A 23,506-nucleotide genomic window follows, 5' to 3' on the forward strand; every position below is an offset into this window, starting at 1 on the left:
ACTTACTTAAAAAACGACAGTCGTTGTCGCTGAGGAAACAGAAAAAAAATGGGGCAATTTTTCAATTTTGCGCCGGCCATCGCCGTAATGGAGACTGACCGTGTCGCATAACGTTACTCCAAACACCTCTCGCGTGGAATTACGTAAAACGCTTACGCTTATTCCGGTTGTTATGATGGGCCTGGCCTATATGCAGCCGATGACGCTGTTTGATACGTTCGGTATCGTATCTGGCATGACCGATGGTCACGTGCCAACAGCTTATGCCTTCGCTCTGGTGGCGATTCTGTTCACCGCGCTGAGCTACGGTAAGCTGGTGCGCCGCTATCCTTCGGCGGGCTCTGCCTACACTTATGCCCAGAAATCCATTAGCCCGACCGTTGGCTTTATGGTGGGTTGGTCTTCGCTGCTCGACTATCTGTTCGCGCCGATGATCAACATTCTGCTGGCAAAAATATATTTCGAAGCGCTGGTGCCGTCGATACCGTCATGGGTATTCGTGATTGCGCTGGTTGCCTTCATGACCGCCTTTAACCTGCGCAGCATCAAATCGGTCGCCAACTTCAACACCGTGATCGTGGTGTTCCAGGTGGTCCTGATTGCCGTGATCCTGGGTATGGTGATTTACGGCGTGGCGCACGGCGAAGGTGCCGGTACGCTGGCAAGCAACCGTCCGTTCTGGTCGGGTGATGCGCACGTGATCCCTATGATTACCGGGGCCACGATTCTGTGCTTCTCCTTTACCGGCTTTGACGGTATCAGCAACCTGTCTGAAGAAACCAAAGACGCTGAGCGCGTGATTCCGCGTGCTATCTTCCTGACGGCGCTGATTGGTGGTCTGATCTTTATCTTCTCCACCTATTTCCTGCAGCTCTACTTCCCGGATATCTCTCGCTTCAAAGATCCGGACGCCTCACAGCCTGAAATCATGCTGTACGTGGCGGGTAAAGCCTTCCAGGTTGGCGCGCTGATCTTCTCCACCATTACCGTGCTGGCTTCAGGTATGGCGGCGCATGCGGGTGTGGCGCGTCTGATGTACGTGATGGGTCGTGATGGCGTGTTCCCGAAAAGCTTCTTCGGCTACGTGCATCCAACCTGGCGTACCCCGGCGATGAACATCATCCTGGTTGGCGCGATTGCGCTGCTGGCGATTAACTTCGACCTGGTGATGGCAACGGCGCTGATTAACTTCGGTGCGCTGGTGGCGTTCACCTTTGTGAACCTGTCCGTTATCTCTCAGTTCTGGATCCGTGAGAAGCGTAATAAGACACTGAAAGATCACTTCCAGTACCTGTTCCTGCCGATCTGCGGCGCGCTGACTGTTGGCGCACTGTGGGTGAACCTGGAAGAGAGCTCTATGGTTCTGGGCCTGATCTGGGCCGGTATCGGTCTGATCTACCTGGCCTGTGTGACCAAGAGCTTCCGCAACCCGGTTCCGCAGTACGAAGATGTTGCATAACTGAATTTAAAAACGATGGTTGCAAAACCGGAGGTCTGGGCCTCCGGTTTTTTTTTGCCTTAAGTTTATGGAGTGATTAAAAAATCAATATTAATAACCGCTGGGAATAATATAGAGCTTTTGGTTATTGGAGCCCTCCGGCGGGGTCAGGAATAATTTTAAGACTGATAATATTGAGTTAATTGATTCTTATGTGGCACATGATAATAAGTGGGATAATTTGCGGAGCCCTACTGGGATTCGTTATGCAGCGCGGTCGCTTCTGCCTGACGGGTGGCTTTCGCGATATGTATATCAGCAAAAATAACCGCATGTTTTACGCGCTGTTGATTGCTATCTGTATTCAGAGCATCGGCGTTTTTGCGCTGATTCAGCTAGGCGTGGTGCAGTATGACGCGGGCGCGTTCCCGTGGCTGGGCACCGTGGTTGGCGGTTTCGTTTTCGGCATTGGTATCGTTTATGCGGGCGGTTGTGCTACCGGCACCTGGTATCGCGCCGGGGAAGGGCTGATTGGCAGCTGGATTGCGCTGGTTACCTATATGGTGATGAGCGCGATCATGCGTTCACCGCACGCCGCGGGGCTCAACAAATTCCTCGGTCAACACACGACCGCCCACAACGGCATTGCCGAAACGCTGAATATCTCCGTCTGGCCGATTATCGTTCTGCTGGTGGCGGTGACGCTGTGGTTTGTACGCAAAGAGCTGAGCAAACCGAAGCTCAAGGTGGCTTCTCTGCCGCCGCGCCGAACCGGTCTGGCGCATCTGTTATTTGAAAAGCGTTGGCATCCGTTTGTCACCGCCATTCTGATCGGCCTTATCGCACTGCTGGCCTGGCCGCTGAGCGAGGCCACCGGGCGCATGTTTGGCCTCGGTATCACCTCGCCGACCGCCAATATTCTGCAGTTCCTGGTAGGTGGCGACAGCAAGTACCTCAACTGGGGCGTCTTCCTGGTGCTGGGGATCTTTATCGGTTCGTTTATCGCCGCGAAAGCCAGCCGCGAATTCCGCGTCCGTGCTGCTGATGCCAGCACTACGCTGCGCAGCGCGGGTGGCGGCGTATTGATGGGCTTTGGCGCCAGCATTGCCGGAGGCTGCTCGATCGGCAACGGTCTGGTGATGACCGCGATGATGACCTGGCAGGGCTGGATTGGCCTGGTGTTTATGATTCTCGGCGTGTGGTGCGCGTCGTGGATGTTGTATGTTCGCCCGCAGCGGAAAGCAAAACTGAAAACCGCAACGGCTTAAGGAGTAGAAAAAATGGTTGTGAAGAAACTGGACGTAGTCACGCAGGTTTGCCCGTTCCCGTTAATTGAAGCGAAGGCGGCAATGGCGGAACTGGCCAGCGGCGACCAGCTGGTGATTGAGTTCGACTGTACTCAGGCGACGGAAGCCATCCCACAGTGGGCGGCGGAAGAGGGCTTTACGGTCACCGACTATCAGCAGTCTGGCGATGCCGCATGGACGATTACCGTACAGAAGTAATGCTATTTGCATGACCCGATGCCGGTAGGCCGGATAAGGCAATTCCGCCATCCGGCAATCGGGGCCGTATTTTCCTGATAGCGCTTTGGCTATCAGGCCGACTTTCGCTTACACAATCTCCTGCGCGTACTGATACAGCGCCTTCAGCAGCGACAGCTTCTCATTATTCCCTTCATACTGCCCGTACAGCATCTCCAGCTCCTGCGCGTAGGCCTGTAAAAATTCCGGGGTGAAGATCTGTCGACGATGTTCCAGCCAGCGCTGTTGTTCATTTTCATCCAGCGTGCCGGGGAAGTTGCGCGCGCGGAAGTTAAACAGCAGCTTCTCAATACGCGGATCGGCGAAGGTAATGTCCAGCGCCGGCAGATTGCGCGGCTCAGTCTCCAGCACGATTTTCATCGCTGCCCGGTCAGCGTCGCTAAAGAAACCGTTATAAAGCTGGGCGTCAACGTTGTCCGAGGGAACAAACGGCTCGGCTTCAGCAAAAATCGCCACCACCTTCTCGCGCACCTGCGGGTTATCACGCAGCAGTTTCAGGTTATCCAGGCAGTGCTGTCGATTAATGCCTAAGCGGTCTGCGTCTTCCGGGCGCAGGGTATTGGCCTGCGCCAGTACCGGGCACTTATTCAGATGCACCAGCTTAATCGGAATCGGCGAGCTGTCGCCGAGCTCGGCCTTCGGCGTATACAGACGCTCGCGCAGCGTATCGGCGTCCAGCTCGAGCAGCGGAGCGATGTCGCCCGCCAGATCGACCATGATCACCGCGTTACGGTTATCCGGATGCCAGGCTAGCGGCGCAATCCAGCTGGTGTTTCCGCGCCAGGCGCCAAACATCCCGGAGACATGCACCAGCGGCTTCATCTGCGGGACGTCGATCAGCGTCATCAGCTTGTTCTTGCCCCGGTAGGCATACAGATAATCAAACAGCTTTGGCTGCTGGGTCTTCACCAGCTTCGCCATGGCGATGGTGGCGTAAACGTCGGCCATCGCATCATGGGCGTTACTGTGTTCAATACCGTTGGCTTTGGTTAAATGCTCCAGACGAAAGCTCGGCAGACCGTCATCGTTTTCCGGCCAGTTAATGCCGTCCGGGCGCAGGGCATAGCAGGCGCGCATCACGTCAAGCAGGTCCCAGCGCGAATTGCGGTTTTGCCAGCTCCAGGCGTAAGGGTCGTAAAAGTTACGGTAGAAAATATTGCGCGTCACTTCATCATCAAAGCGGACGTTGTTGTAGCCCACCACGCAGGTTTCCGGCACCGTGAAAATATCGTGAATACGTTTGGCAAATGCCGATTCATTCTCGCCTTTGGCGCGCGCTTCCTGCGGGGTGATGCCGGTAATTAACACCGCTTCCGGCTGCGGCAGATAGTCGTCCGCCGGCTTACAGTAAAAAACCTCCGGCTCGCCGATGATGTTGAAGTCCTTATCGGTACGAATAGCGGCGAACTGCGCGGGTCTGTCGAGGGAAGGACTGGTTCCGAACGTTTCATAGTCGTGAAACAGGAATCCCGGCGCGCTGGAGGTCTCTTGCATGGCGTTAACTGTGTCCGTGTATGGCATTGAATACCCATGGTAAACGATTTAGCCTGGCATCAGAAGCGCCACAACCGTTTCTGGAATCCGACACGCAGGGGATTTTTTTGTGGGAAAATAGAGATATGTCATATTTTCTTGCAATTTAGCCCTGTCATGAGGCACAAACTTCCGTAAAAAGGACGGCGAATTTGTAAAAGTTGAGGATGTTCCGTTGAAAGCCCGTTTTCTTGTTGCCGTTTCTTTGCTCGCTTCGAGCGTTTCGTGTGCATTTGCCGACAATGTCGCAATGCCTGCTGTCACCCCGCCCGCCATTAAAGCCGGTTCGTGGGTACTTATGGATTATACAACCGGGCAGATTTTAACCGCAGGTAATGAACATCAGCAGCGCAATCCGGCCAGTCTGACCAAGCTTATGACCGGCTACGTGGTGGATCGGGCGATCGACAGCCATCGTATTACGCCGGATGACATCGTCACCGTCGGGCGCGATGCCTGGGCGGCGGCTAACCCGGTGTTTAATGGTTCATCGCTTATGTTCCTGAAAGCGGGCGACCGCGTTTCGGTTCGCGATCTGAGCCGTGGCCTGATTGTTGATTCCGGCAATGACGCCTGCGTGGCGCTGGCGGACTACGTGGCCGGCGGCCAGCCGCAGTTCGTCAAAATGATGAATGACTACGTGCAGAAGCTGAATCTGCGAGACACGCACTTTGAAACCGTTCACGGCCTTGATGCGCCGGGCCAGCACAGTTCGGCTTACGATCTGGCAGTGCTGTCACGCGCGATTATTCATGGTGAGCCTGAGTTCTACCATATGTACAGCGAGAAGAGCCTGACGTGGAACGGTATTACCCAGCAGAACCGTAACGGCCTGCTGTGGGAAAAAACCATGCACATCGACGGGCTGAAAACCGGGCATACTTCCGGCGCAGGGTTTAACCTGATCGCGTCATCGGTGGACGGTCAGCGTCGCCTGATTGCCGTCGTGATGGGCGCCGACAGCCCGAAAGGGCGTGAGGAGCAGGCGCGTACGCTGCTGCGCTGGGGTCAGCAAAACTTTGATACCGTGCAGGTTCTGCAAAACGGTAAAAAAGTCGGTACCGAGCGTATCTGGTATGGCGATAAAGAGAAGATTGCCCTCGGTACCGATCAGGATTTCTGGTTAGCGCTGCCGAAAGCCGAAGTGCCAAATATTAAAGCCAAATACGTGCTGGATAAAAAAGAGCTGGAAGCGCCGCTGGCCGCCCATCAGCGGGTGGGGGAAATTCAACTGCTCGACCGCGATAAAGTGGTGGCGCAGTGGCCGCTGGTGACGCTGGAGAGCGTTGGCAAAGGCGGGCTGTTCTCGCGCTTAAGCGATTACCTGCATCACAAAGCCTGATGTAAACTCTATTTTATCGATTAGCGCCCCTCTTTTCAGGGGCGTTTTTGCGCTCCCGGTGGTCGTTGCCTGGCGGAGCAGGTACAATTTGCCCTTTCGTTTTTTGTGGAGAGTGGGTGTGCGTCCGGATAAGTCACTCAGCCCGTTTGAAATACGCTTATATCGACACTATCGTACCGTGCACGGCGCACGCATTGCGCTGGCTTTTGTCCTGACGTTTCTTATCGTCCGCCTGCTTGGCATTCCTGACGGCTCCTGGCCGTTGATCACGCTGGTGGTGGTCATGGGGCCGATTTCGTTCTGGGGCAACGTGGTTCCGCGAGCCTTCCAGCGGATTGGCGGTACGGTACTTGGCTCCGCGCTGGGTCTGGTCGCCCTCAAGCTGGAACTTATCTCACTGCCGCTGATGATTATCTGGTGCGCGGCGGCGATGTTCCTCTGCGGCTGGCTGGCGCTGGGTAAGAAACCGTATCAGGCGCTGCTGATTGGCATCACGCTGGGGGTGGTGGTGGGCGCGCCGCCGGGCGATATGACCACCGCGCTGTGGCGAAGCGGCGACGTCATTTTCGGCTGTCTGCTGGCGATGCTATTTACCGGTATCTGGCCGCAGCGGGCGTTTATCCACTGGCGTATCCAGATGGCCACCTTCGTTACCCAGTTTAACCGCATCTATCAGGCGGGCCTGTCGCCGAACCTGATTGAGCGGCCGAGGCTGGAAAAACACCTGCAAACGGTACTCAACGACGTGGTGAAAATGCGCGGCCTGATTACCCCGGCCAGCAAAGAGACGCACATTCACAAAGGCATCTTTGAGGCGATCCAGACCGTGAGCCGCAATCTGGTGTGTATGCTGGAGCTGCAAATTAACGCCCACTGGGCGACCCGCCCAAGCCATCTGCTGATGCTCAACGCCCAGACGCTGCGCGAAACCCAGACCATGACGCAGCAAACGCTGCTCTCCATCGCCCACGCGTTGTATGAAGGTAATCCGCGCCCCATTAAGGCCAACAGCGAGAAGCTCAACGACATTGTCGCCGAACTGCGCCAGCTGGTGAACGACTACAAGGGCGATAACCTTTCGGAAACGCCGATTCATGGCTACGTTTGGCTGAGCATGGAACTGGCGCGTCAACTGGAGCTACTCTCCAGCCTGATGTGCCGCGCATTGCGTAAATAAAAGGCAGATGCGCAGGGTTTTGCGTCTGGTTGTTTCGATTCAGCTGGATTTAGGGTTATGATGAACCCAAAGCAAAAATGATTGTTTGCCGCAACGGTGATACGCGAAGTCATACTGGTTGAAGGGGATATCAGTAATGTGTACCTTATCGTGTAGCCGTTGTTTTAACGAATCCGACTCTCAACTATCAGGGGTATAAAAATGGAAACCACGAAACCTTCGTTTCAGGACGTACTGGAGTTTGTACGTTTGTTCCGTCGTAAGAACAAACTGCAGCGCGAAATCCAGGACGTTGAGAAAAAGATCCGTGACAACCAGAAGCGTGTCCTGCTGCTGGACAACCTCAGCGACTACATCAAACCGGGCATGAGCGTTGAAGCTATTCAGGGCATTATTGCCAGCATGAAAGGCGACTATGAAGATCGCGTTGATGACTACATCATCAAAAATGCTGAACTGTCTAAAGAACGCCGCGACATCTCTAAGAAACTCAAAGTGATGGGCGAGCAGAAAGGCGAGTAACCGTCATTCTCGGGTGGCGGCGCTGCCGTCACCTGGTCAATTCCGTTTTCCTTTCTTCCTACCGCCACAACCTCAGTGACATCGCGAGCAATGCGGAGTATAAAGCTCTGTGTTTGATATATTAGCCACAGTGATGTGGGAACATATTGATATCAAAGGATCTCGCTAACCATGCAGCAACATCAGGAAGCGCAATCATGATGCTGGTGACCGGCGGCGCACGCAGCGGCAAGAGCCGCCACGCTGAATCGTTACTCAGCCAGTATCCTCAGGTTTGCTATATCGCCACCTCGCAGATTTTCGACGCCGAGATGGCCGAGCGTATTCAACATCATCGGGATAGTCGCCCCGCGCACTGGCGCACCGAAGAACGCTGGCAACATCTTGCCGACATCATTACCCCCCACAACGATCCCAACGAAGCCATCTTACTGGAATGCATCACAACGCTGGTGACCAACATTCTCTTTGCCTCGGGCAACCCGGACGAGATTGAGCGATGGGACTTCGACGCGCTGGAACACGAAGTTAACGCCGAAATCGACGCGCTGATAGCGGCTTGTCGAGCCTGCCCGTCGCCAGTGGTGCTGGTCACCAATGAAGTGGGGATGGGCATCGTGCCCGAGAATCGTCTGGCCCGGCATTTTCGCGATATCGCCGGGCGCGTGAACCAAAAGCTGGCGCAGGCGGCAGATGACGTCTGGCTGGTGGTATCAGGGATTGGAGTCAAAATAAAATGAGCCGACTGTTTTTCGCCACACTTTCGTTTATGAGCCGTCTGCCGGTGCCGCAGCGCTGGTCACAGGGGCTGGATCTGGACCGCTATGTCAGCGGCGTCATTACGTTTCCGATTATTGGGCTGCTGCTTGGCGCGCTGAGTGGGCTGGTGTTTATCATCGTCCAGGCGTGGTGTGGCATCCCACTGGCGGCGTTCTTTGCCGTACTGGCGCTGGCGCTGCTGACCGGCGGCTTCCATCTGGATGGGCTGGCGGATACCTGCGACGGTATTTTCTCCGCACGCCGACGTGAAAAGATGCTGGAAATTATGCGCGACAGCCGTCTCGGTACGCACGGCGGCCTGGCGCTGATCTTTGTGCTGCTGGCGAAAGTGCTGGCCCTCAGCGAACTGGCGCTGCGCGACACGCCGATGCTGGCCGCCATTGCCGGTGCCTGTATTGCCGGGCGTGCCGCGTCGGTGCTGATGATGTACCGCCATCGCTATGCGCGGGAAGAGGGGCTAGGTAACCTGTTTATCGGCAAAATCAGCTTCCGCCAGACCTGGGTTACGTTGGTCATCGGTGGTGCGCTGGTTACCGCCATGCTGGGTGTGCATGGCCTGCGTGCGTTGCTGGTGGCGTTTATTGGCGTCTTTATTTTAGGCCTGTTGCTGAAACGCACGCTCGGCGGACAAACCGGCGACACGTTGGGGGCGGCAATTGAGCTAGGCGAAGTGATTTTCTTGCTGGCGCTACTGTAAGCCAGCGTTCAACGGGGTAAATAATAAATCATGCAAACACTGGCTTCATTATTAGCGGCGATTCCTGACGTCGATAACGCCGCGATGGCGCAAGCACAGCAACATATTGATGGGCTGCTAAAACCCACCGGCAGTCTTGGAAGGCTGGAATCTTTGGCGGTACAACTGGCCGGTATGCCGGGGCTGCACGGCACGCCACAGGTGGCGAAGAAAGCCATCCTCGTAATGTGCGCTGACCACGGCGTCTGGCATGAAGGGGTCGCGGTCTCTCCTCAGATTGTCACGGCAATTCAGGCGGCAAATATGACTCGCCACAACACCGGCGTCTGCGTGATGGCGGCACAGGTCGGTGCCGACGTACACGTGATGGATGTCGGCATTGATGCCGATCCGATTCCCGGCCTTATTGATATGAAGGTCGCGCGCAGCAGCGGCAATATTGCGCAGGGTCCGGCGATGAGTGCCGAGCAGGCGCAGTCGGTACTGATGTCGACCATCAATTATACGCGCCAATTGGCAGAGCAGGGCGTGACGCTGTTTGGCGTGGGCGAGTTGGGCATGGCGAATACTACCCCGGCAGCGGCGATGGTGAGCGTGCTCACCGACAGCGAGCCGGAAGCGGTGGTAGGCGTAGGCGCAAACCTGCCGCAGACGCAGCTGGGGCATAAAGTTGAGGTCGTTCGCCGCGCTATCGCTGTGAATCAGCTGAACGCCGACGATGGTCTTGACGTGCTGACGAAAGTAGGCGGCTATGACCTGCTGGGAATGACCGGCGTGATGCTCGGCGCTGCGTCCTGTGGCCTGCCGGTGGTGCTGGATGGTTTCTTGTCCTACGCGTCGGCGCTGGCCGCCTGTCGGATTGCGCCTGGCGTGAAGCCGTATCTGATCCCTTCGCACTTCTCCGCCGAGAAGGGCGCGCGCATCGCGCTCGCGCATCTGGAGCTTGAGCCGTATCTGCACATGGAGATGCGTCTTGGTGAAGGCAGCGGCGCGGCGATGGCGATGCATATCGTGGAATCGGCTTGCGCCATGTACAACCGCATGGGCACGTTGGCGGGCAGCAATATCGTCCTGCCGGTATAAGGTTCTTACTTCGCTATCATTTGGCGAAGTAACCATTCCCGCAGCGTCACAATATCCCGGCGCTGCGCGGTTTCTTCGGTCGCCACCAGATAGTAGTTTGCGCCGGGCAACGTCATGTTGAACGGCGCCGTCAGCACGCCACGTTGTAACAAATCTCTCGCCAGCAACTCACTGGCAATCACCACCCCTTGGCCCGCGACTGCCGCCTGTAGCGCATGCGTCTCATCGCTGAAGGTCAATCCAGCATGGATATTTAAGCCCGCAGGTCCGTAGCGCTGTTGCCAGTGTTCCCAACTGGGTTCATCGGCGGGGACGCGGCGGTTTTCGACGTGGAACAGCGTGACTGACTGTAAATCCTCCGGCTGGCGTATGTTCAGTGCCGGGCTGGCGACGACGATAAAGCGATCGGTATACAGCAGCGTGCAGTGCAGCGCCGCTTCCGGCGTCTCGCGGTAGCGAATTGCCACGTCTACGGTACGCTGGCTGAGATCGACGCGCTCGACGCTGGTGTGCAGGCGCAGGTCTATGGCCGGGAATTCCGTTTTAAAGTCCGCCAACCTCGGCACCAGCCAGTGGGTTAAAAAATTGGACGTGGTGGTGACCGTCAGCGAGGGCGGCTGCTGAGCGCGAAGTACCTGTGTTGTGGCCTCTTCGAGTGCGGCAAAGGCGCGCTGAGTGCCTGCATAAAGCACTCGGCCACTTTCCGTCAGACTCATGCCCTGTGCGCTGCGCTCGCAGACCCGGCACCCAAGCACTGACTCCAGAAGTTTGATTTGATGGCTGACTGCCGTGGCGCTCACACCCAGCGTGTCGGCGGCCCGTTTAAAGCTCTGGCTTTCGGCGACTGCGTGGAACGCCCGCAGCGCGCCAAGCGGCGGGAGGCGTATTTTTTTCATGCCTGAGTTTTTCTCATCTATAGCTGAAAACTATGCGTTTGTTTAAGCCATTATACAGGGCGTAGGCTACCCGGCATGTAAAGCGAGAAGTGAATTATTCTCATGATGATGTCGGGAGTCGAAAATGAGTACAGAGATACATAACGCTACGTTGCCGAGCGAAGCGGGTGCGCTACGCGCCATTGCGCTAGGTTCCGGGACCGCTGCGGGTGGCTTGTTGCTGAAAATGGCGACAATGGTTGGAGTGGGGAGCAGCATGATCTTGTTGACCGCATTGGCTGTGAGCATCGGTCTGGGGGTCATGTTGGCACGTCAGCGGGGGATAGCGCGTCACGGCTTTCTACTGGCCGCCGCGGGCTGGTTGCTGGTGCTGCTGACAATTCTGAACGGTCATATAGGAAACGTGCTGTTACCCGGTATTCTCATCGGCGGTGTGGGGCTGGGGCTCGCTCACGGTCGGTACGTTGTTGAGAAACGAACGGGCACGACGATAAGTTGCGTTGTGGCGTTGACGACCGTTTTACTGATTCAGGCTTGTACAGCACCGGGATTGATGGGGTACGTCTTTGCTTTTGCGTTACCCATCGATCTCGCCTTACTGGGGGCTCTACTGGTCCGGATTGCGGAACAGGAAAAGCGTTAAAAGCAAAAATCCCGCTTAAGTTTCCTTAAGCGGGATTTTAAAATGTGGCTCCTCTGACTGGACTCGAACCAGTGACATACGGATTAACAGTCCGCCGTTCTACCGACTGAACTACAGAGGAATCGTTGTGGAGTCGTATCTTAGCGGCGAAAAAACTTTTGTCAAACCCCAATTACCGCTTTGTGGTGCAGTTGCCTATTCCATCAACAATTTGTCGCCATTCCAGACAAAAATTAAGGAAAAATGTTTTGCAGGATCGGTGATTCTCCCTCATCATTTGAAATGGAGTTTCAACTTTCAGATCTAAGGTCCATTTTGAACGTCACCGCCGTGCTTCGCCAGGCCGTCTCGCGTACGCCCTGGTATCAAAAACGCAAAAGTTATCGAGTTCTCTTCTGGCGTGAAATCACCCCCCTTGCTGTACCCATTTTTCTGGAAAATACCTGCGTTTTGCTGATGGGGGTGCTGAGTACTTTCCTTGTTAGCTGGCTGGGAAAAGAGGCGATGGCGGGCGTAGGCCTGGCCGATAGCTTCAATATGGTGATTATGGCCTTCTTCGCCGCGATTGACCTTGGGACAACGGTGGTGGTGGCGTTTAGTCTCGGCAAGCGGGACCGTCGCAAGGCGCGTGCGGCGGCGCGACAGTCGCTGGTGATCATGACCCTCTTCGCGGCGATACTGGCGGCGGTCATTCACTATTTTGGTGCCGGAATTATTAATATCGTTGCCGGTGACGCGACGCCCGAAGTTAAGGCGCTGGCGCTGACCTATCTCGAGCTGACCGTTCTGAGCTACCCGGCCGCTGCGATTGCGCTGATTGGCAGCGGCGCACTGCGTGGTGCCGGGAATACGAAGATCCCGCTGATGATTAACGGCGGGATGAATATTCTTAACATTCTGATTAGTAGCGTGCTGATTTACGGCGCTTTCGGCTGGGGCGGTCTTGGTTTTGCCGGGGCGGGTCTCGGGCTGACCATTTCACGCTACATCGGCGCGGTGATGATCATCATTGTGCTGATGGTTGGCTTCAATCCGGCTCTGCGCATTCCGCTTAAAAGCTACTTCAAGCCACTGAATTTCGCGATTATCTGGGAAGTGATGGGGATTGGGATCCCGGCTAGCGTTGAATCGGTGCTGTTTAACGGTGGCAAACTGCTAACCCAGATGTTTGTTGCCGGGATGGGGACTGATGTCATTGCCGGTAATTTTATTGCCTTCTCGGTGGCGGCACTGATTAACCTACCGGGTAACGCCCTGGGATCGGCATCGACTATTATCACCGGTAAACGGCTTGGTACCGGTCAGCTCGCGCAGGCGGAACGTCAGCTGCGTCACGTCTTCTGGATGTCGACTATTGTACTTACCGTGATTGCGTGGGGGACGGCACCGTTTGCCGGGCTGTTTGCGTCGTTCTACACCCATGAAGAGGATGTCAAAGAGGTGGTGAAAATCCTGCTGTGGATGAACGCTGCCTTTATGCCGATCTGGGCGGCTTCCTGGGTGCTGCCTGCGGGCTTTAAAGGGGCACGCGACGTGCGCTTCGCCATGTGGGTCTCCATGCTGAGCATGTGGGGCTGCCGAGTGGTCGTGGGTTACGTGCTGGGTATCCTGCTCGGTTGGGGTGTCGTTGGCGTCTGGATGGGGATGTTCCTCGATTGGGCGGCACGTGCCACGCTGTTTTATCGTCGTCTGGTTACCGGGCGTTGGGCGTGGAAATATGCGCCAGCGAAAAAAGAAGACGCCGCCTGAGGGTGGGTTGCGGGTAAAATCGGCAATAAACGTCAGTTTTCAGCCTGATTGCAGATTTAATCAGCAAACGATTTATTTTCTGCAAATCAGGCTTTGACAACCACGGGGTACCCCGATAATATGCGCCTCGTTCACACGATTCCTCTGTAGTTCAGTCGGTAGAACGGCGGACTGTTAATCCGTATGTCACTGGTTCGAGTCCAGTCAGAGGAGCCAAATTTAGAAAAGCCTGCTTTCGAGCAGGCTTTTTGCTTTTCTGCGTTCAGCCACTTCCTCGACATCGCCATGGCGAGCCGAGGAAAGGGGTTAACGGAACGGCGGTTCGTTGAAGGTGCGTAACTTACGTGAGTGCAGGCGATCGCCTTCAGCACGCAGCAGGTCGATGGCGCGAATGCCAATCTGCAGGTGCTCTGAAATCGCCCCTTCATAGAAGCGGTTAGCCTGACCGGGCAGTTTTATCTCTCCGTGCAGCGGCTTGTCTGACACGCACAGCAGCGTGCCGTAGGGGACGCGGAAACGGTAGCCCTGCGCGGCGATCGTCGCGCTTTCCATATCAATGGCTACCGCCCGGCTAAGGTTAAAGCGCAGTGCGGATGCCGAATAACGCAATTCCCAGTTGCGGTCGTCGGTGGTCACTACCGTGCCGGTACGTAATCGCTGTTTGACTTCCTCTCCCGGCATGCCGCTAACCTGCTTGGTGGCATCGTACAGGGCGCGCTGTACCTCGGCGATACTCGGGATCGGAATATCCGGCGGCAGCACGGCGTTGAGTACGTGGTCGTCGCGCAGGTAGGCATGCGCCAGCACGTAGTCGCCAATCGATTGACTCTCGCGCAGGCCGCCGCAGTGACCAATCATCAGCCACACGTCCGGACGCAATACCGCCAGGTGGTCGCAGATATTTTTGGCGTTGGATGGGCCGACACCAATATTAATCAACGTAATTCCCTGACCGTCTTTAGTGAGCAAATGCCAGGCCGGCATCTGGTGCTTTTTCCACGCCAGATCGGAAATCGCTTCCTCCGGCGCTTCGGTATCGGCGGTGATCCAGATTCCGCCCGCGCAGGAAAGCGATACATATGGGCTGTCAGGATCGAGGATCTGACTGCAACCCCAGCGCACGAATTCATCAACGTAGCGGGTGTAGTTGGTGAACAGCACGAATGGCTGGAAGTGCTCTACCGGTGTGCCGGTGTAGTGACGCAGGCGCGCCAGCGAGAAGTCGACGCGGCGGGCATCAAAATGCGACAGCGGATAGAACTCAGTGGCATGGGTTAAGCCATCGGCCGTTTCATCGCCAATCTGCGACAGCTCGGTCGTCGGGAAGAAACGTGTGAGATCGGCGCTCATGGAGCGATCGAGATTGAGGCCGTCTATCACATACGGATAGGGGATCTCGTGCTGTGACAGGCTGACTTCAATATGGGCGTCGTAATCTTCATATAGCAGCGACAACTGCTCCAACAGATAACTGCGGAACAGCGTCGGGTGGGTGATGGTGGTCGTGTAGCAGCCGGAGTGGGTAAAACGGCCAAACGCACGGGTTTTCTGCGCTTTGTGCGCGCAGCCGCTCCAGGAGACCGAGAGCTGGGGATAGACAAATAATCCGTTGGCCCGCGCTTCGGCGCCAGGCAGTGATCGATCCTCAATAAACAGACGGATGGCGTCACGTAATGCATTTACCGATTGATCGTACAGCGCCTGGAGTTGATCCAGCGCCTGCTCAGGGGTCAGACTCACGCCCGTGTTACTCATCGTTCGCTCCTTGTGTCAGGTCTGCAGCTTTCCCGATAGTATGTCAGCGGATGATGAAACAAAAGCGCTAGCCGGCTTCCTTATAACAACTGATTAACCTTTAACCATATTCTTCATGCTCAAAGGGAATAGCAGCGCGGTGGGCGAAAAAAGCTATAATTAACCGATATCTGCCGTGAATGAGGAAAGGGAAATGGGACCTCGTGTAAAACTCTGGTGTGCGTTAATTCTGACAGCGGCTAGCCACAGCGCGCTGGCCGTCACTTATCCGCTTCCGCCGGAGGGAAGCCGTTTGGTCGGCAGTACGCTGAACATCACCGTGCCAGAGAATAACCGGCTGCCGCTGGAGGCGTTTGCGGCCCAGTACGGGCAAGGGCTGAGCAACATGCTGGAAGCTAACCCGGGCGTGGACGTGTTTCTGCCGAAATCGGGATCCTCGCTGGTGATCCCGCAGCAACTGATTTTACCGAACACCGTACGGCAGGGGATCGTGGTGAACGTTGCCGAAATGCGACTTTATTATTACCCACCGGGCAGCAATACCGTTGAAGTACTGCCGATCGGTATTGGTCAGGCTGGACGTGAAACGCCGCGAAACTGGGTGACAGCGGTCGAACGTAAACAGGAGGGGCCGACCTGGACGCCGACGGCGAATACCCGTCGTGAATATGCGAAGCGCGGCGAAAGTTTACCTGCTTTTGTGCCTGCCGGGCCGGATAACCCGATGGGGTTGTATGCCATCTATATTGGGCGGCTTTATGCCATTCATGGCACCAATGCGAATTTCGGTATTGGCCTGCGCGTGAGTCAGGGCTGTATCCGCCTGCGCAACGACGATATTAAATACCTGTTTGATAACGTGCCGGTGGGAACGCGGGTACAGATTATCGATCAGCCGGTGAAATACACCGCTGAGCCGGACGGCAGCCGTTGGGTTGAGGTGCACGAGCCGTTATCGCGCAACCGCACAGAATACGAATCGGATAACAAAGTTCCGTTGCCAATGACGCCTGCTCTGCGTAGTTTTACTGAAGGGCAGGGGGTTGATGTGAATCGCGCAAGATCGGTACTGGAGCGTCGCTCGGGGATGCCGGTGAATATTAGCGTCTCGCACAACACCCTTTAAATTGCACAATGCAGATTGCCAAAGCCCGCGCCGTGCGGGCTTTTTGCTGTCAATTAGCAGGGAGAATGAGATGAGCACCGTCGTAAACTGGGGCGTACTGGGCTATGCCCGAATTGCCAAAAATTCGATTATTCCCGCGATTTCGCGGGCGGATAATGCGCGCCTGTACGGTGTCGCATCGCGTCATCAGGCCGACTTGCCAACCGGCGAATGGGAACAGAGCTACGGTGATTATGCGGCGCTGCTCGCCGAACCGGCCATTCAGGCAGTTTATATTCCGTTGCCGAACTCACTGCATAAAGAGTGGGTACTTCGGGCGCTCGAAGCGGGCAAGCACGTACTGTGTGAAAAACCGATTGGCCTGACCGCCGCCGAGGCGCAGGAGATGTGCCAGGCGGCGACGCGCCATAATCGCTTGCTGATGGAAGCGTTTATGTATCAGTACACCGACCGTGTACGGGTGATCAAACAGGTACTGGAAAGCGGCGCGCTGGGCGATATTCGACATATTAACGTCTCGTTCCGTTTTCTGCTGGATCGTCCAAATACCATTAAAATGCAGCCAGCGCTGGGCGGCGGGGCGCTGTACGACGTGGGCTGTTATCCGGTGAACTTTATCGGCATGGTGACCGGACGTCTGCCGGTACGCTGCAAAGCGCTGTGCGAAACGGACCAGGGCGTTGATACCAATCTTTCGGCGCTGCTCCAGTACGAGGATGGGTTGATTGCCAATATTCACTGCGGATTTAACGCATATGGCCGCAATTATGCGGAGATTATCGGCACGAAAGGCATGCTAATTGTCGATAAACCGTTCCTGGACGATGCGGGGGCGCTGCATCTGCATACCGCCGACGGCGTGCGCGAACTGCCGGTTAGCGAATCCGACCGCTATCAGGCGGAGATTCGCCATTTCTCCAGCGCGGTGCTCAACCAGCCTTCGCGGCTGATTCCGCTGGAAGAGACGGTGCGCAATATGCAGGTGCTGGATATGATTCACGCCGCGCTGTAATCCTCCGCTCGCGACGCCGGATGCTGCCGGCGTCGCGTTATCGCGCAAACCGTCGCGCCCCCAGAACGCACAGGATGACGCCGAAACTCACGATGATCATCTGCGGGTTTACCGCCTCGTGAAGAAGTAGGGCAGACAGCGCCAGTCCTAAAAAAGGCTGCAACAGCTGTAGTTGCCCAACGGCGGCAATCCCTCCCGCCGCCAGCCCTTTGTACCAGAAGATAAAACCAATCAGCATGCTGAATAACGAGACATAGCCAACGGCCAGCCATACCGAAGGGGAAAACGCGCCGAACAGGGGCGGGCGAGTGATAAATGCGGCTAAAAGCATTACCGGCAGCGATATCAACAGCGCCCAACCAATGGTCTGCCAACCGCCGAGTTCGCGCGTCAGCTTTGCGCCCTCCGCATAGCCCAGACCGCAGGCCAGCACAGCGCCAAGCATCAGCGCATCGCCAGTCAGAGACAGCGTCGCACTTTGAAAGAGAGCAAAACCCGCAACGAGCAAACTGCCAAGCAGTGAGAATATCCAGAACGCGATGCGTGGTCGCTCACCGCCACGTAGGACGCCGAAAATCGCCGTCGCCAGCGGCAGCAGCCCAATAAAAACAATCGAGTGGGCGGCGGTAACGTAGCGCAAGGCAAGCGCGGTGAGCAGCGGAAAGCCAATAATGACCCCCAGAGATACAATGAGCAACGGCAGGATTTGCCCGCGATGCGGCCTGGGCTGACCAAATCCCTTAAGCAGCGCGACGGCGACCAGCCCCGCGATAGAGGCGCGTAAAAAAGTCAGAAAGAACGGATCCATTTCCAGTACCGCTATTCGCGTCGCCGGCAGCGAGCCGCTAAAAATGATCACCCCCAGCAAACCGTTGAGCCACCCGGAATGCACCTGCTGTTTTGCGCCTACGATATTCATCTCCTGCTCCTTGTCGTTGAGTGATTCTCGCAGCGATGGTAGTTTCTCATATTCGATACAATCAAATTATTGTCATGGATATATTGTATGAAGGCGCGCTATAAAACGCTGGTTGACGCTTATGCCCTGGCTATCTGCAGCGGGAAACTGGTGGCAGGAAGCCGTTTACCCACGCATCGGCGATTGGCTGCAGAGCATCATATTTCTTTAGCGACGGCGACCCGCGTGTACGCCGAGCTGGAAGCGATGGGGCTCGTGAGCGGTGAAACGGGGCGCGGCACCTTTGTGCGAGAAATCGCATTAGCGATGGGGCACGGTATCGATCAGCAGGCGATCGCCGCAGATGTACTTGATCTTAATTTCAACTATCCGTCGCTGCCGGGGCAGGGCGATCGGCTGCGTGAGGGGCTGCGCCAGTTGGCCAACGTTGGGGATATTGAATCGCACCTGCGTTATCAGCCCCACGCGGGAAGGATAGGGGAGAGAGAAATTATTGCCCACCACCTCAATACTCACGGCCTGACCGCACGCGCGGAGAATGTGCTGATTGTTAACGGCGCTCAGCATGGGCTAGCCGTTGCGGTCATGGGGTTGCTGCGTCCCGGCGACGTGGTGGCCGTCGATGCCTTAACCTACCCAGGATTCAAAGCGCTAGCGACACTGTATCAGCTGGAGCTGCTCGCGATTCCCGTCGGCGATGACGGCCCCGATCTCAATGTGCTCGCGCGTTTATGCCGGATGCGACATCTGCGAGCGGTCTACACCATGCCAACATTGCACAACCCTCTCGGTTGGGTGCTGAGCGCCCGCCAGCGGCAGCGGCTGGCATCCATCGCCCGTCAGCACGACCTGCTGGTGATTGAAGACGCAGCTTACGCCTATCTGGTTACACGTATGCCATCGCCGGTGGCGAGCTATGCGCCGGAAAGAACGGTTTATGTAAGCGGCTTTTCGAAAGATGTTGCCACCGGAATACGCGTGGGGATGGTCGTCTGCCCGGAGGCCTGGCGTCCGGCGCTTGAACGTGCTATTCGGGCAACCACGTGGAATACGCCTTCGTTGATGAGTGCGCTGGTTTGCCAGTGGATTGTTGACGGGACCGTTTCACAACTGGCGAAGCAGAAAAGGCGCGATGCTCGCCAGCGCCAGCTTCTTGCCCGCGAAGTGCTGGGGCCGCTGCCGTGTATCAGCCACCCGGACTCATGGTTTCTTTGGCTACCGCTGGCCGAGGAGAGTCGGGCTGACAGGGTGGCGAAGCAGTTAATGGATAAGCAGATTTCAGTTTCAACCGCTGAACCATTTTGCGTGACAACCCACGTCCCGCAGGCAATTCGCGTGGCGCTAGGTTCGGTCTCGATGGCTCAACTCCGCGTTGCGCTGGCGGCAGTGCGCGAAGCGATTGAATATGAACAGAGTCGGTAGCGGAAAGTCGAAAAGCAAAAAGCCTGCTCGAAAGCAGGCTTTTCTAAATTTGGCTCCTCTGACTGGACTCGAACCAGTGACATACGGATTAACAGTCCGCCGTTCTACCGACTGAACTACAGAGGAATCGTGTGAACGGGGCGCATATTATCGATGTCCCTACGGCTTGTCAAAGGGTGAAAAGCGCGAATAAGTTCGTTTGCTGACAATTTCAGCAATTTTGCCTTTCTTGCTCATTTTCTCCCCGCTTTGCACCGCGAAAGTGCATCTTTACCCCTAATGGGGCATAGGGCAATCTTCTGACTGGTTGCAAAAAGGCCTTCAGCGATAGGTTTAGCCGGTTTTAGCGAGATAATAAAAACTGGCAAGCATCTTGCAACTCCTCCGATTACTTAACGCCAGCGTGGCAGTGGATCTCTTACCGGAGGCAAAAATGAACTTAAGACGACTGAAATACTTCGTGAAAATCGTCGATATCGGCAGTCTGACCCAGGCGGCTGAAGTGTTGCATATCGCACAGCCCGCACTGAGTCAGCAGGTCGCAACGCTGGAAGGTGAGCTTGACCAGCAGCTGCTTATCCGTACCAAGCGCGGTGTGACACCGACCGAAGCGGGTAAGGTTCTCTATACGCATGCCCGTACCATTCTGCGCCAGTGCGAACAGGCGCAACTGGCGGTCAATAACGTCGGGCAAACCCTCAGCGGCACCGTTTCAATTGGCCTTGCGCCGGGAACGGCGGCGTCCTCGATCACCATGCCGCTGCTACAGGCTGTGCGTAACGAGCTGCCGGAGGTGCTGGTCTATCTGCATGAAAACAGCGGCACGGTGCTAAATGACAAGCTGCTCAACGGTCAACTGGATATGGCGGTACTGTACGATCGTGCGCCGCTAGCGGGGATTGTGAGCCAGCCTTTGTTGAAAGAAGATCTGTATCTGGTAGGGACTCGCGACTGTCCTGGGCAGAGCGTCGATCTCACCGCCGTTGCCGAAATGAATCTGTTCTTACCCCGCGACTATAGCGCGGTACGTGCTCGCGTTGACGAAGCGTTTTCGCTGCGCCGCTTAACGGCAAAGATTATTGGTGAAATTGAGTCAATCTCAACGCTGACCGCCGCCATCGCCAGCGGTATGGGCGTGACCGTACTGCCGGAGTCGGCGGCGCGTTCGCTATGCAGTGCGGCGAACGGCTGGATGGCGCGCATCACGACACCGTCAATGAGCCTGCCTTTATCGCTTAACGTTTCGGCACGCGGTCAGCTCTCGCCGCAGGCGCAGGCGGTGAAAGAGATTTTGATGTCGCTGGTTAGCCGCCCAATGCTGGATAACCGTGAATTGCAGCTTGTGAGCTAAGCTTATATTCCATTCAGGAATATGTTGCTGGTTTTTATTATTTGTTTGTCAGGTCGACAAACTTTAACAATAGCGTCATATCTGACTGAATCGGGGTGACGCGTGAACTTCCAGCAACTTAAAATTATTCGCGAAGCGGCACGGCAGGATTACAACCTGACCGAAGTTGCCAATATGCTCTACACATCGCAGTCTGGCGTAAGCCGACATATTCGCGAACTTGAGGAAGAGCTAGGGATCGAGATCTTCATTCGTCGCGGGAAGCGTTTATTAGGCATGACCGAGCCGGGCAAAGCCCTGCTGGTGATTGCCGAACGTATTTTGAATGAGGCCAGCAACGTTCGCCGCCTGGCCGATCTCTTTACCAACGATGCATCCGGCGTATTGACGATTGCCACTACGCACACTCAGGCGCGCTATAGTCTGCCGCCAGTGATCAAAGCTTTTCGTGAAATCTTCAAAGATGTGCGTCTGGAGTTGATTCAGGGCACGCCGCAGGAAATTGACGCGCTGCTGCACAGCGGCGGCGCCGATATCGGTATCGCCAGCGAAAGGCTCAGCAATGATGCCACGCTGGTAGCTTTCCCGTGGTTCCGCTGGCATCACAGCCTGCTGGTTCCAACCGATCATCCGCTCACACAGACCACGCCGTTGACGCTTGAAGCGATTGCCCGCTGGCCGCTGATTACCTACCGCCAGGGGATTACCGGGCGCTCGCGCATTGATGAAGCCTTTAACCGTAAGGGATTGACGCCGGATATCGTCCTCAGCGCCCAGGATTCCGATGTGATCAAAACTTACGTCGAGCTCGGGTTGGGTATCGGCCTGGTGGCCGAGCAATCGGGCGATGCACAGGAATCGGGTAGCCTGGTGCGGCTGGATACTCATCACCTGTTTGATGCCAACACCGTCTGGCTGGGGCTTAAACGTGGTCAGCTACAGCGGAACTATGTCTGGCGTTTTATTGAGCTATGCAATGCCGGACTGTCGCTGGAAGAGATCAAGCGCCAGGCGATGGATCTGGAAGAAACGGTGCTGGATTACCAGATTTGATGATTCTGCGGTGAATACCGCAGAAAAGCAAAAAGCCTGCTCGAAAGCAGGCTTTTCTAAATTTGGCTCCTCTGACTGGACTCGAACCAGTGACATACGGATTAACAGTCCGCCGTTCTACCGACTGAACTACAGAGGAATCGTGTGAACGAGGCGCATAGTACTGGGCATGGATATTTGTGTCAACACTAAATTTAACTTGCTGATTCAACTGGCTGAATTTAGCGCAAGCTGTTGTTTTAGTGTACTGCCGGGGGATTTTCATCCTGCTGGCTATTATCTCGTAACCGTTGCAATGGGTCCTGGCCGTAGAAGCTGCAAAAACGTTGCCATAGCGCCGGGAACCGCGGGGCAAAAAGTTCAGGCGCGCTGAAAAAGTATTCAGAAAGCACCGCAAAACACTCTGCCGGGTCGGTCGCGGCGTAGGCATCAATGCTGGCAGCGTTTTCGCCAACTAAATCAATCTCATCCTGGATGTTATTCATCGCGGCATGCAGGTCGTGCTCCCAACCCGCGACTTCACGTAGCGGGATAAACGGCACGCCGCTGGCACGGTCACCGTTGCGCGTATCGAGCTTATGCGCGACTTCATGAATAATCAGATTAAAACCGGAGGCATCGAAGGAGTCCTGGATATCGAGCCAGTTGAGCACGATGGGCCCCTGTTGCCAGCTCTGGCCGGACTGAACCACCCGTTGGCTGTGTATCAGCCCGATATCGTCCTCCCATTCGTCGTCGACAATAAACGGAGCAGGGTAGATGAGAATTTCATGGAAACCGTCAAGCCATTCTAAGCCAAGTTCCATAACGGGCAGGCAGAACAGCAGCGCGATACGCGCTTCGGTGATCGGTTCGACGGTTAGCCCCTGTAAAAACACCATCCGCTTTTGTTGGAGGAAACGGTCGGCAAGCTGAACCAGCTTCACCTGCTCGTCCATAGACAAGTTGGCTAACAGCGGGATCGCCAGGGCCTGCGCCCACGGCAAATCGGCTTTATCGGCAGTGTCACTCGTTTTCCAGGGCCATTTAATCATCATTCTGCTCGTAAACTCGTCACTTGAACGTAATTGAAGAGACTGGGTCTGTTAAAATGCCAAAATTCCTGGCATGATGGCAACCATCAAAACGGAGAGATGCCGGAGCGGCTGAACGGACCGGTCTCGAAAACCGGAGTAGGGGCAACTCTACCGGGGGTTCAAATCCCCCTCTCTCCGCCACTATTCAATCACTTACGCCATTCTGTTTCAACGACCAGCATCACACTTGGTATAGACTGGGTATATCTTCCCGTTCCGATCTACGCTATCAACATTCTCTGAATTTTATCCTCTTCACTCGCGCACCAGGTTGCCTGACGTGCTGGCGGCTATCGCCATTTTGTTCCTCGATTTTCTCCGGGGCAGATTTTCTTTGCTAAGATTTTTGAGCTGCGGATTTTCTGATACCGCGGTGATTGATGGTGAC

23 protein-coding genes and 5 tRNA genes are annotated in these 23,506 nt (G+C 55.8%); 19 read left to right on the forward strand and 9 right to left on the reverse strand.

Translation table 11 applies throughout. From position 1 onward, the window contains the following. The first annotated feature begins 100 nt into the window (after window positions 1-100). From plaP to tsuB, 3 genes are all read left to right on the forward strand, one after another. Entirely contained in the window at window positions 101-1,459 is a 1,359-nt protein-coding gene (gene plaP / locus ABTW00_RS08660; protein ID WP_001575875.1) for a putrescine/proton symporter PlaP, read from the forward strand. 191 nt (window positions 1,460-1,650) lie between these two features. Then, entirely contained in the window at window positions 1,651-2,706 is a 1,056-nt protein-coding gene (gene tsuA / locus ABTW00_RS08665) for a thiosulfate utilization transporter TsuA/YeeE (RefSeq protein WP_433640211.1), read from the forward strand. A 12-nt stretch (window positions 2,707-2,718) separates the two neighbouring features. Beyond that, window positions 2,719-2,943, forward strand: coding sequence for a thiosulfate utilization sulfurtransferase TsuB/YeeD (gene tsuB, locus ABTW00_RS08670; protein ID WP_001575873.1), 225 nt, complete (start codon window positions 2,719-2,721; stop codon window positions 2,941-2,943). 108 nt (window positions 2,944-3,051) lie between these two features. Here the strand turns inward: tsuB and sbcB are convergent, their stop codons facing one another. Both sbcB and ABTW00_RS08680 read right to left on the reverse strand, forming a co-directional pair. Then, on the reverse strand, window positions 3,052-4,476 hold the full coding sequence (gene sbcB / locus ABTW00_RS08675; protein ID WP_433640973.1) for an exodeoxyribonuclease I: 1,425 nt from the start codon (window positions 4,474-4,476) through the stop codon (window positions 3,052-3,054). Window positions 4,477-4,524: 48 nt separating this feature from the next. After that, window positions 4,525-4,779, reverse strand: a complete 255-nt coding sequence (locus ABTW00_RS08680; RefSeq protein ID WP_433641134.1) for a hypothetical protein — start codon at window positions 4,777-4,779, stop codon at window positions 4,525-4,527. On the opposite strand from ABTW00_RS08680, the gene dacD reads away from it, so the two are divergent. From dacD to cobT, 6 genes are all read left to right on the forward strand, one after another. Beyond that, window positions 4,691-5,857, forward strand: coding sequence for a serine-type D-Ala-D-Ala carboxypeptidase DacD (gene dacD / locus ABTW00_RS08685; RefSeq protein ID WP_433640213.1), 1,167 nt, complete (start codon window positions 4,691-4,693; stop codon window positions 5,855-5,857). The two genes, ABTW00_RS08680 and dacD, sit on opposite strands and share 89 nt — an antisense overlap. Before the next feature lie 118 nt (window positions 5,858-5,975). Continuing rightward, the gene (locus ABTW00_RS08690; RefSeq protein ID WP_064544396.1) at window positions 5,976-7,034 is read left to right on the forward strand and encodes an FUSC family protein; all 1,059 of its coding nucleotides are present in this window, start codon (window positions 5,976-5,978) and stop codon (window positions 7,032-7,034) included. A gap of 201 nt (window positions 7,035-7,235) precedes the next feature. Then, the gene (locus tag ABTW00_RS08695; RefSeq protein ID WP_035894853.1) at window positions 7,236-7,556 is read left to right on the forward strand and encodes a DUF496 family protein; all 321 of its coding nucleotides are present in this window, start codon (window positions 7,236-7,238) and stop codon (window positions 7,554-7,556) included. Window positions 7,557-7,750: 194 nt separating this feature from the next. Beyond that, window positions 7,751-8,296, forward strand: coding sequence for a bifunctional adenosylcobinamide kinase/adenosylcobinamide-phosphate guanylyltransferase (gene cobU / locus ABTW00_RS08700; RefSeq protein WP_433640975.1), 546 nt, complete (start codon window positions 7,751-7,753; stop codon window positions 8,294-8,296). Next, complete coding sequence (cobS, locus tag ABTW00_RS08705) at window positions 8,293-9,033, forward strand: adenosylcobinamide-GDP ribazoletransferase (protein ID WP_433640216.1); 741 nt, start codon at window positions 8,293-8,295, stop codon at window positions 9,031-9,033. Before cobU ends, cobS begins: the two co-directional genes overlap by 4 nt. Window positions 9,034-9,063: 30 nt before the next feature. Then, window positions 9,064-10,116: a nicotinate-nucleotide--dimethylbenzimidazole phosphoribosyltransferase gene (gene cobT / locus ABTW00_RS08710; protein WP_433640218.1), complete on the forward strand. Its 1,053-nt coding sequence runs from the start codon at window positions 9,064-9,066 to the stop codon at window positions 10,114-10,116. 5 nt (window positions 10,117-10,121) lie between these two features. Here the strand turns inward: cobT and ABTW00_RS08715 are convergent, their stop codons facing one another. Further along, window positions 10,122-11,012 carry a LysR substrate-binding domain-containing protein gene (locus tag ABTW00_RS08715; protein ID WP_433640220.1) on the reverse strand — a complete coding sequence of 297 codons (891 nt, stop codon included), beginning with the start codon at window positions 11,010-11,012 and terminating at the stop codon, window positions 10,122-10,124. A 124-nt stretch (window positions 11,013-11,136) separates the two neighbouring features. On the opposite strand from ABTW00_RS08715, the gene ABTW00_RS08720 reads away from it, so the two are divergent. Beyond that, window positions 11,137-11,655 carry a hypothetical protein gene (locus ABTW00_RS08720; protein ID WP_433640222.1) on the forward strand — a complete coding sequence of 173 codons (519 nt, stop codon included), beginning with the start codon at window positions 11,137-11,139 and terminating at the stop codon, window positions 11,653-11,655. Between the two features lie 45 nt (window positions 11,656-11,700). Here the strand turns inward: ABTW00_RS08720 and ABTW00_RS08725 are convergent. Beyond that, window positions 11,701-11,776 (reverse strand) — tRNA-Asn (locus tag ABTW00_RS08725). A gap of 6 nt (window positions 11,777-11,782) precedes the next feature. On the opposite strand from ABTW00_RS08725, the gene ABTW00_RS08730 reads away from it, so the two are divergent. The 3 genes from ABTW00_RS08730 (at window position 11,783) to ABTW00_RS08740 (ending at window position 13,620) form a co-directional block, all read left to right on the forward strand. Then, window positions 11,783-11,962, forward strand: a complete 180-nt coding sequence (locus ABTW00_RS08730; RefSeq protein ID WP_416374507.1) for a DUF5951 family protein — start codon at window positions 11,783-11,785, stop codon at window positions 11,960-11,962. Next, window positions 11,938-13,404: an EmmdR/YeeO family multidrug/toxin efflux MATE transporter gene (locus tag ABTW00_RS08735; RefSeq protein ID WP_065357663.1), complete on the forward strand. Its 1,467-nt coding sequence runs from the start codon at window positions 11,938-11,940 to the stop codon at window positions 13,402-13,404. The genes ABTW00_RS08730 and ABTW00_RS08735 overlap by 25 nt, the downstream gene beginning before the upstream one ends. 140 nt (window positions 13,405-13,544) lie before the next feature. Beyond that, window positions 13,545-13,620: transfer RNA gene (locus ABTW00_RS08740), tRNA-Asn, on the forward strand. A gap of 90 nt (window positions 13,621-13,710) precedes the next feature. Here ABTW00_RS08740 and ABTW00_RS08745 read toward each other — a convergent pair. Beyond that, window positions 13,711-15,159: an AMP nucleosidase gene (locus ABTW00_RS08745; protein ID WP_064544409.1), complete on the reverse strand. Its 1,449-nt coding sequence runs from the start codon at window positions 15,157-15,159 to the stop codon at window positions 13,711-13,713. Between the two features lie 193 nt (window positions 15,160-15,352). Between ABTW00_RS08745 and ldtA the strand changes: the two genes are divergently transcribed. Further along, window positions 15,353-16,285: a L,D-transpeptidase gene (gene ldtA, locus ABTW00_RS08750; RefSeq protein ID WP_064544411.1), complete on the forward strand. Its 933-nt coding sequence runs from the start codon at window positions 15,353-15,355 to the stop codon at window positions 16,283-16,285. Between the two features lie 70 nt (window positions 16,286-16,355). Continuing rightward, a complete protein-coding gene (locus ABTW00_RS08755) occupies window positions 16,356-17,297 on the forward strand; it encodes a Gfo/Idh/MocA family protein (protein WP_433640226.1) in 942 nt (313 codons plus the stop codon). Between the two features lie 37 nt (window positions 17,298-17,334). On the opposite strand, the gene ABTW00_RS08760 is transcribed toward ABTW00_RS08755, so the two are convergent. Beyond that, a complete protein-coding gene (locus ABTW00_RS08760; protein ID WP_433640228.1) occupies window positions 17,335-18,216 on the reverse strand; it encodes a DMT family transporter in 882 nt (293 codons plus the stop codon). Window positions 18,217-18,303: 87 nt separating this feature from the next. Here ABTW00_RS08760 and ABTW00_RS08765 point away from each other — a divergent pair, with 87 nt between their 5' ends. Then, window positions 18,304-19,638 (forward strand): PLP-dependent aminotransferase family protein, encoded by a 1,335-nt coding sequence (locus tag ABTW00_RS08765; RefSeq protein ID WP_433640230.1) that lies wholly within the window; start codon window positions 18,304-18,306, stop codon window positions 19,636-19,638. Between the two features lie 50 nt (window positions 19,639-19,688). On the opposite strand, the gene ABTW00_RS08770 is transcribed toward ABTW00_RS08765, so the two are convergent. Further along, window positions 19,689-19,764: transfer RNA gene (locus tag ABTW00_RS08770), tRNA-Asn, on the reverse strand. A 307-nt stretch (window positions 19,765-20,071) separates the two neighbouring features. Here ABTW00_RS08770 and nac point away from each other — a divergent pair. Beyond that, window positions 20,072-20,989, forward strand: coding sequence for a nitrogen assimilation transcriptional regulator NAC (gene nac, locus ABTW00_RS08775; protein ID WP_065357645.1), 918 nt, complete (start codon window positions 20,072-20,074; stop codon window positions 20,987-20,989). Between the two features lie 102 nt (window positions 20,990-21,091). Continuing rightward, window positions 21,092-22,042, forward strand: coding sequence for an HTH-type transcriptional regulator Cbl (gene cbl / locus ABTW00_RS08780; protein WP_065357644.1), 951 nt, complete (start codon window positions 21,092-21,094; stop codon window positions 22,040-22,042). Window positions 22,043-22,105: 63 nt separating this feature from the next. Here the strand turns inward: cbl and ABTW00_RS08785 are convergent. After that, window positions 22,106-22,181, reverse strand: a tRNA-Asn gene (locus tag ABTW00_RS08785). Window positions 22,182-22,281: 100 nt separating this feature from the next. Then, window positions 22,282-23,079: a DgsA anti-repressor MtfA gene (mtfA, locus tag ABTW00_RS08790; RefSeq protein WP_206063153.1), complete on the reverse strand. Its 798-nt coding sequence runs from the start codon at window positions 23,077-23,079 to the stop codon at window positions 22,282-22,284. 90 nt (window positions 23,080-23,169) lie between these two features. Between mtfA and ABTW00_RS08795 the strand changes: the two genes are divergently transcribed. Continuing rightward, window positions 23,170-23,259 (forward strand) — tRNA-Ser (locus tag ABTW00_RS08795). Window positions 23,260-23,506 lie beyond the last annotated feature (247 nt).

It is taken from the genome of Kluyvera georgiana (assembly GCF_050990895.1).
Taxonomy (GTDB): Bacteria; Pseudomonadota; Gammaproteobacteria; order Enterobacterales; family Enterobacteriaceae; genus Kluyvera; species Kluyvera georgiana.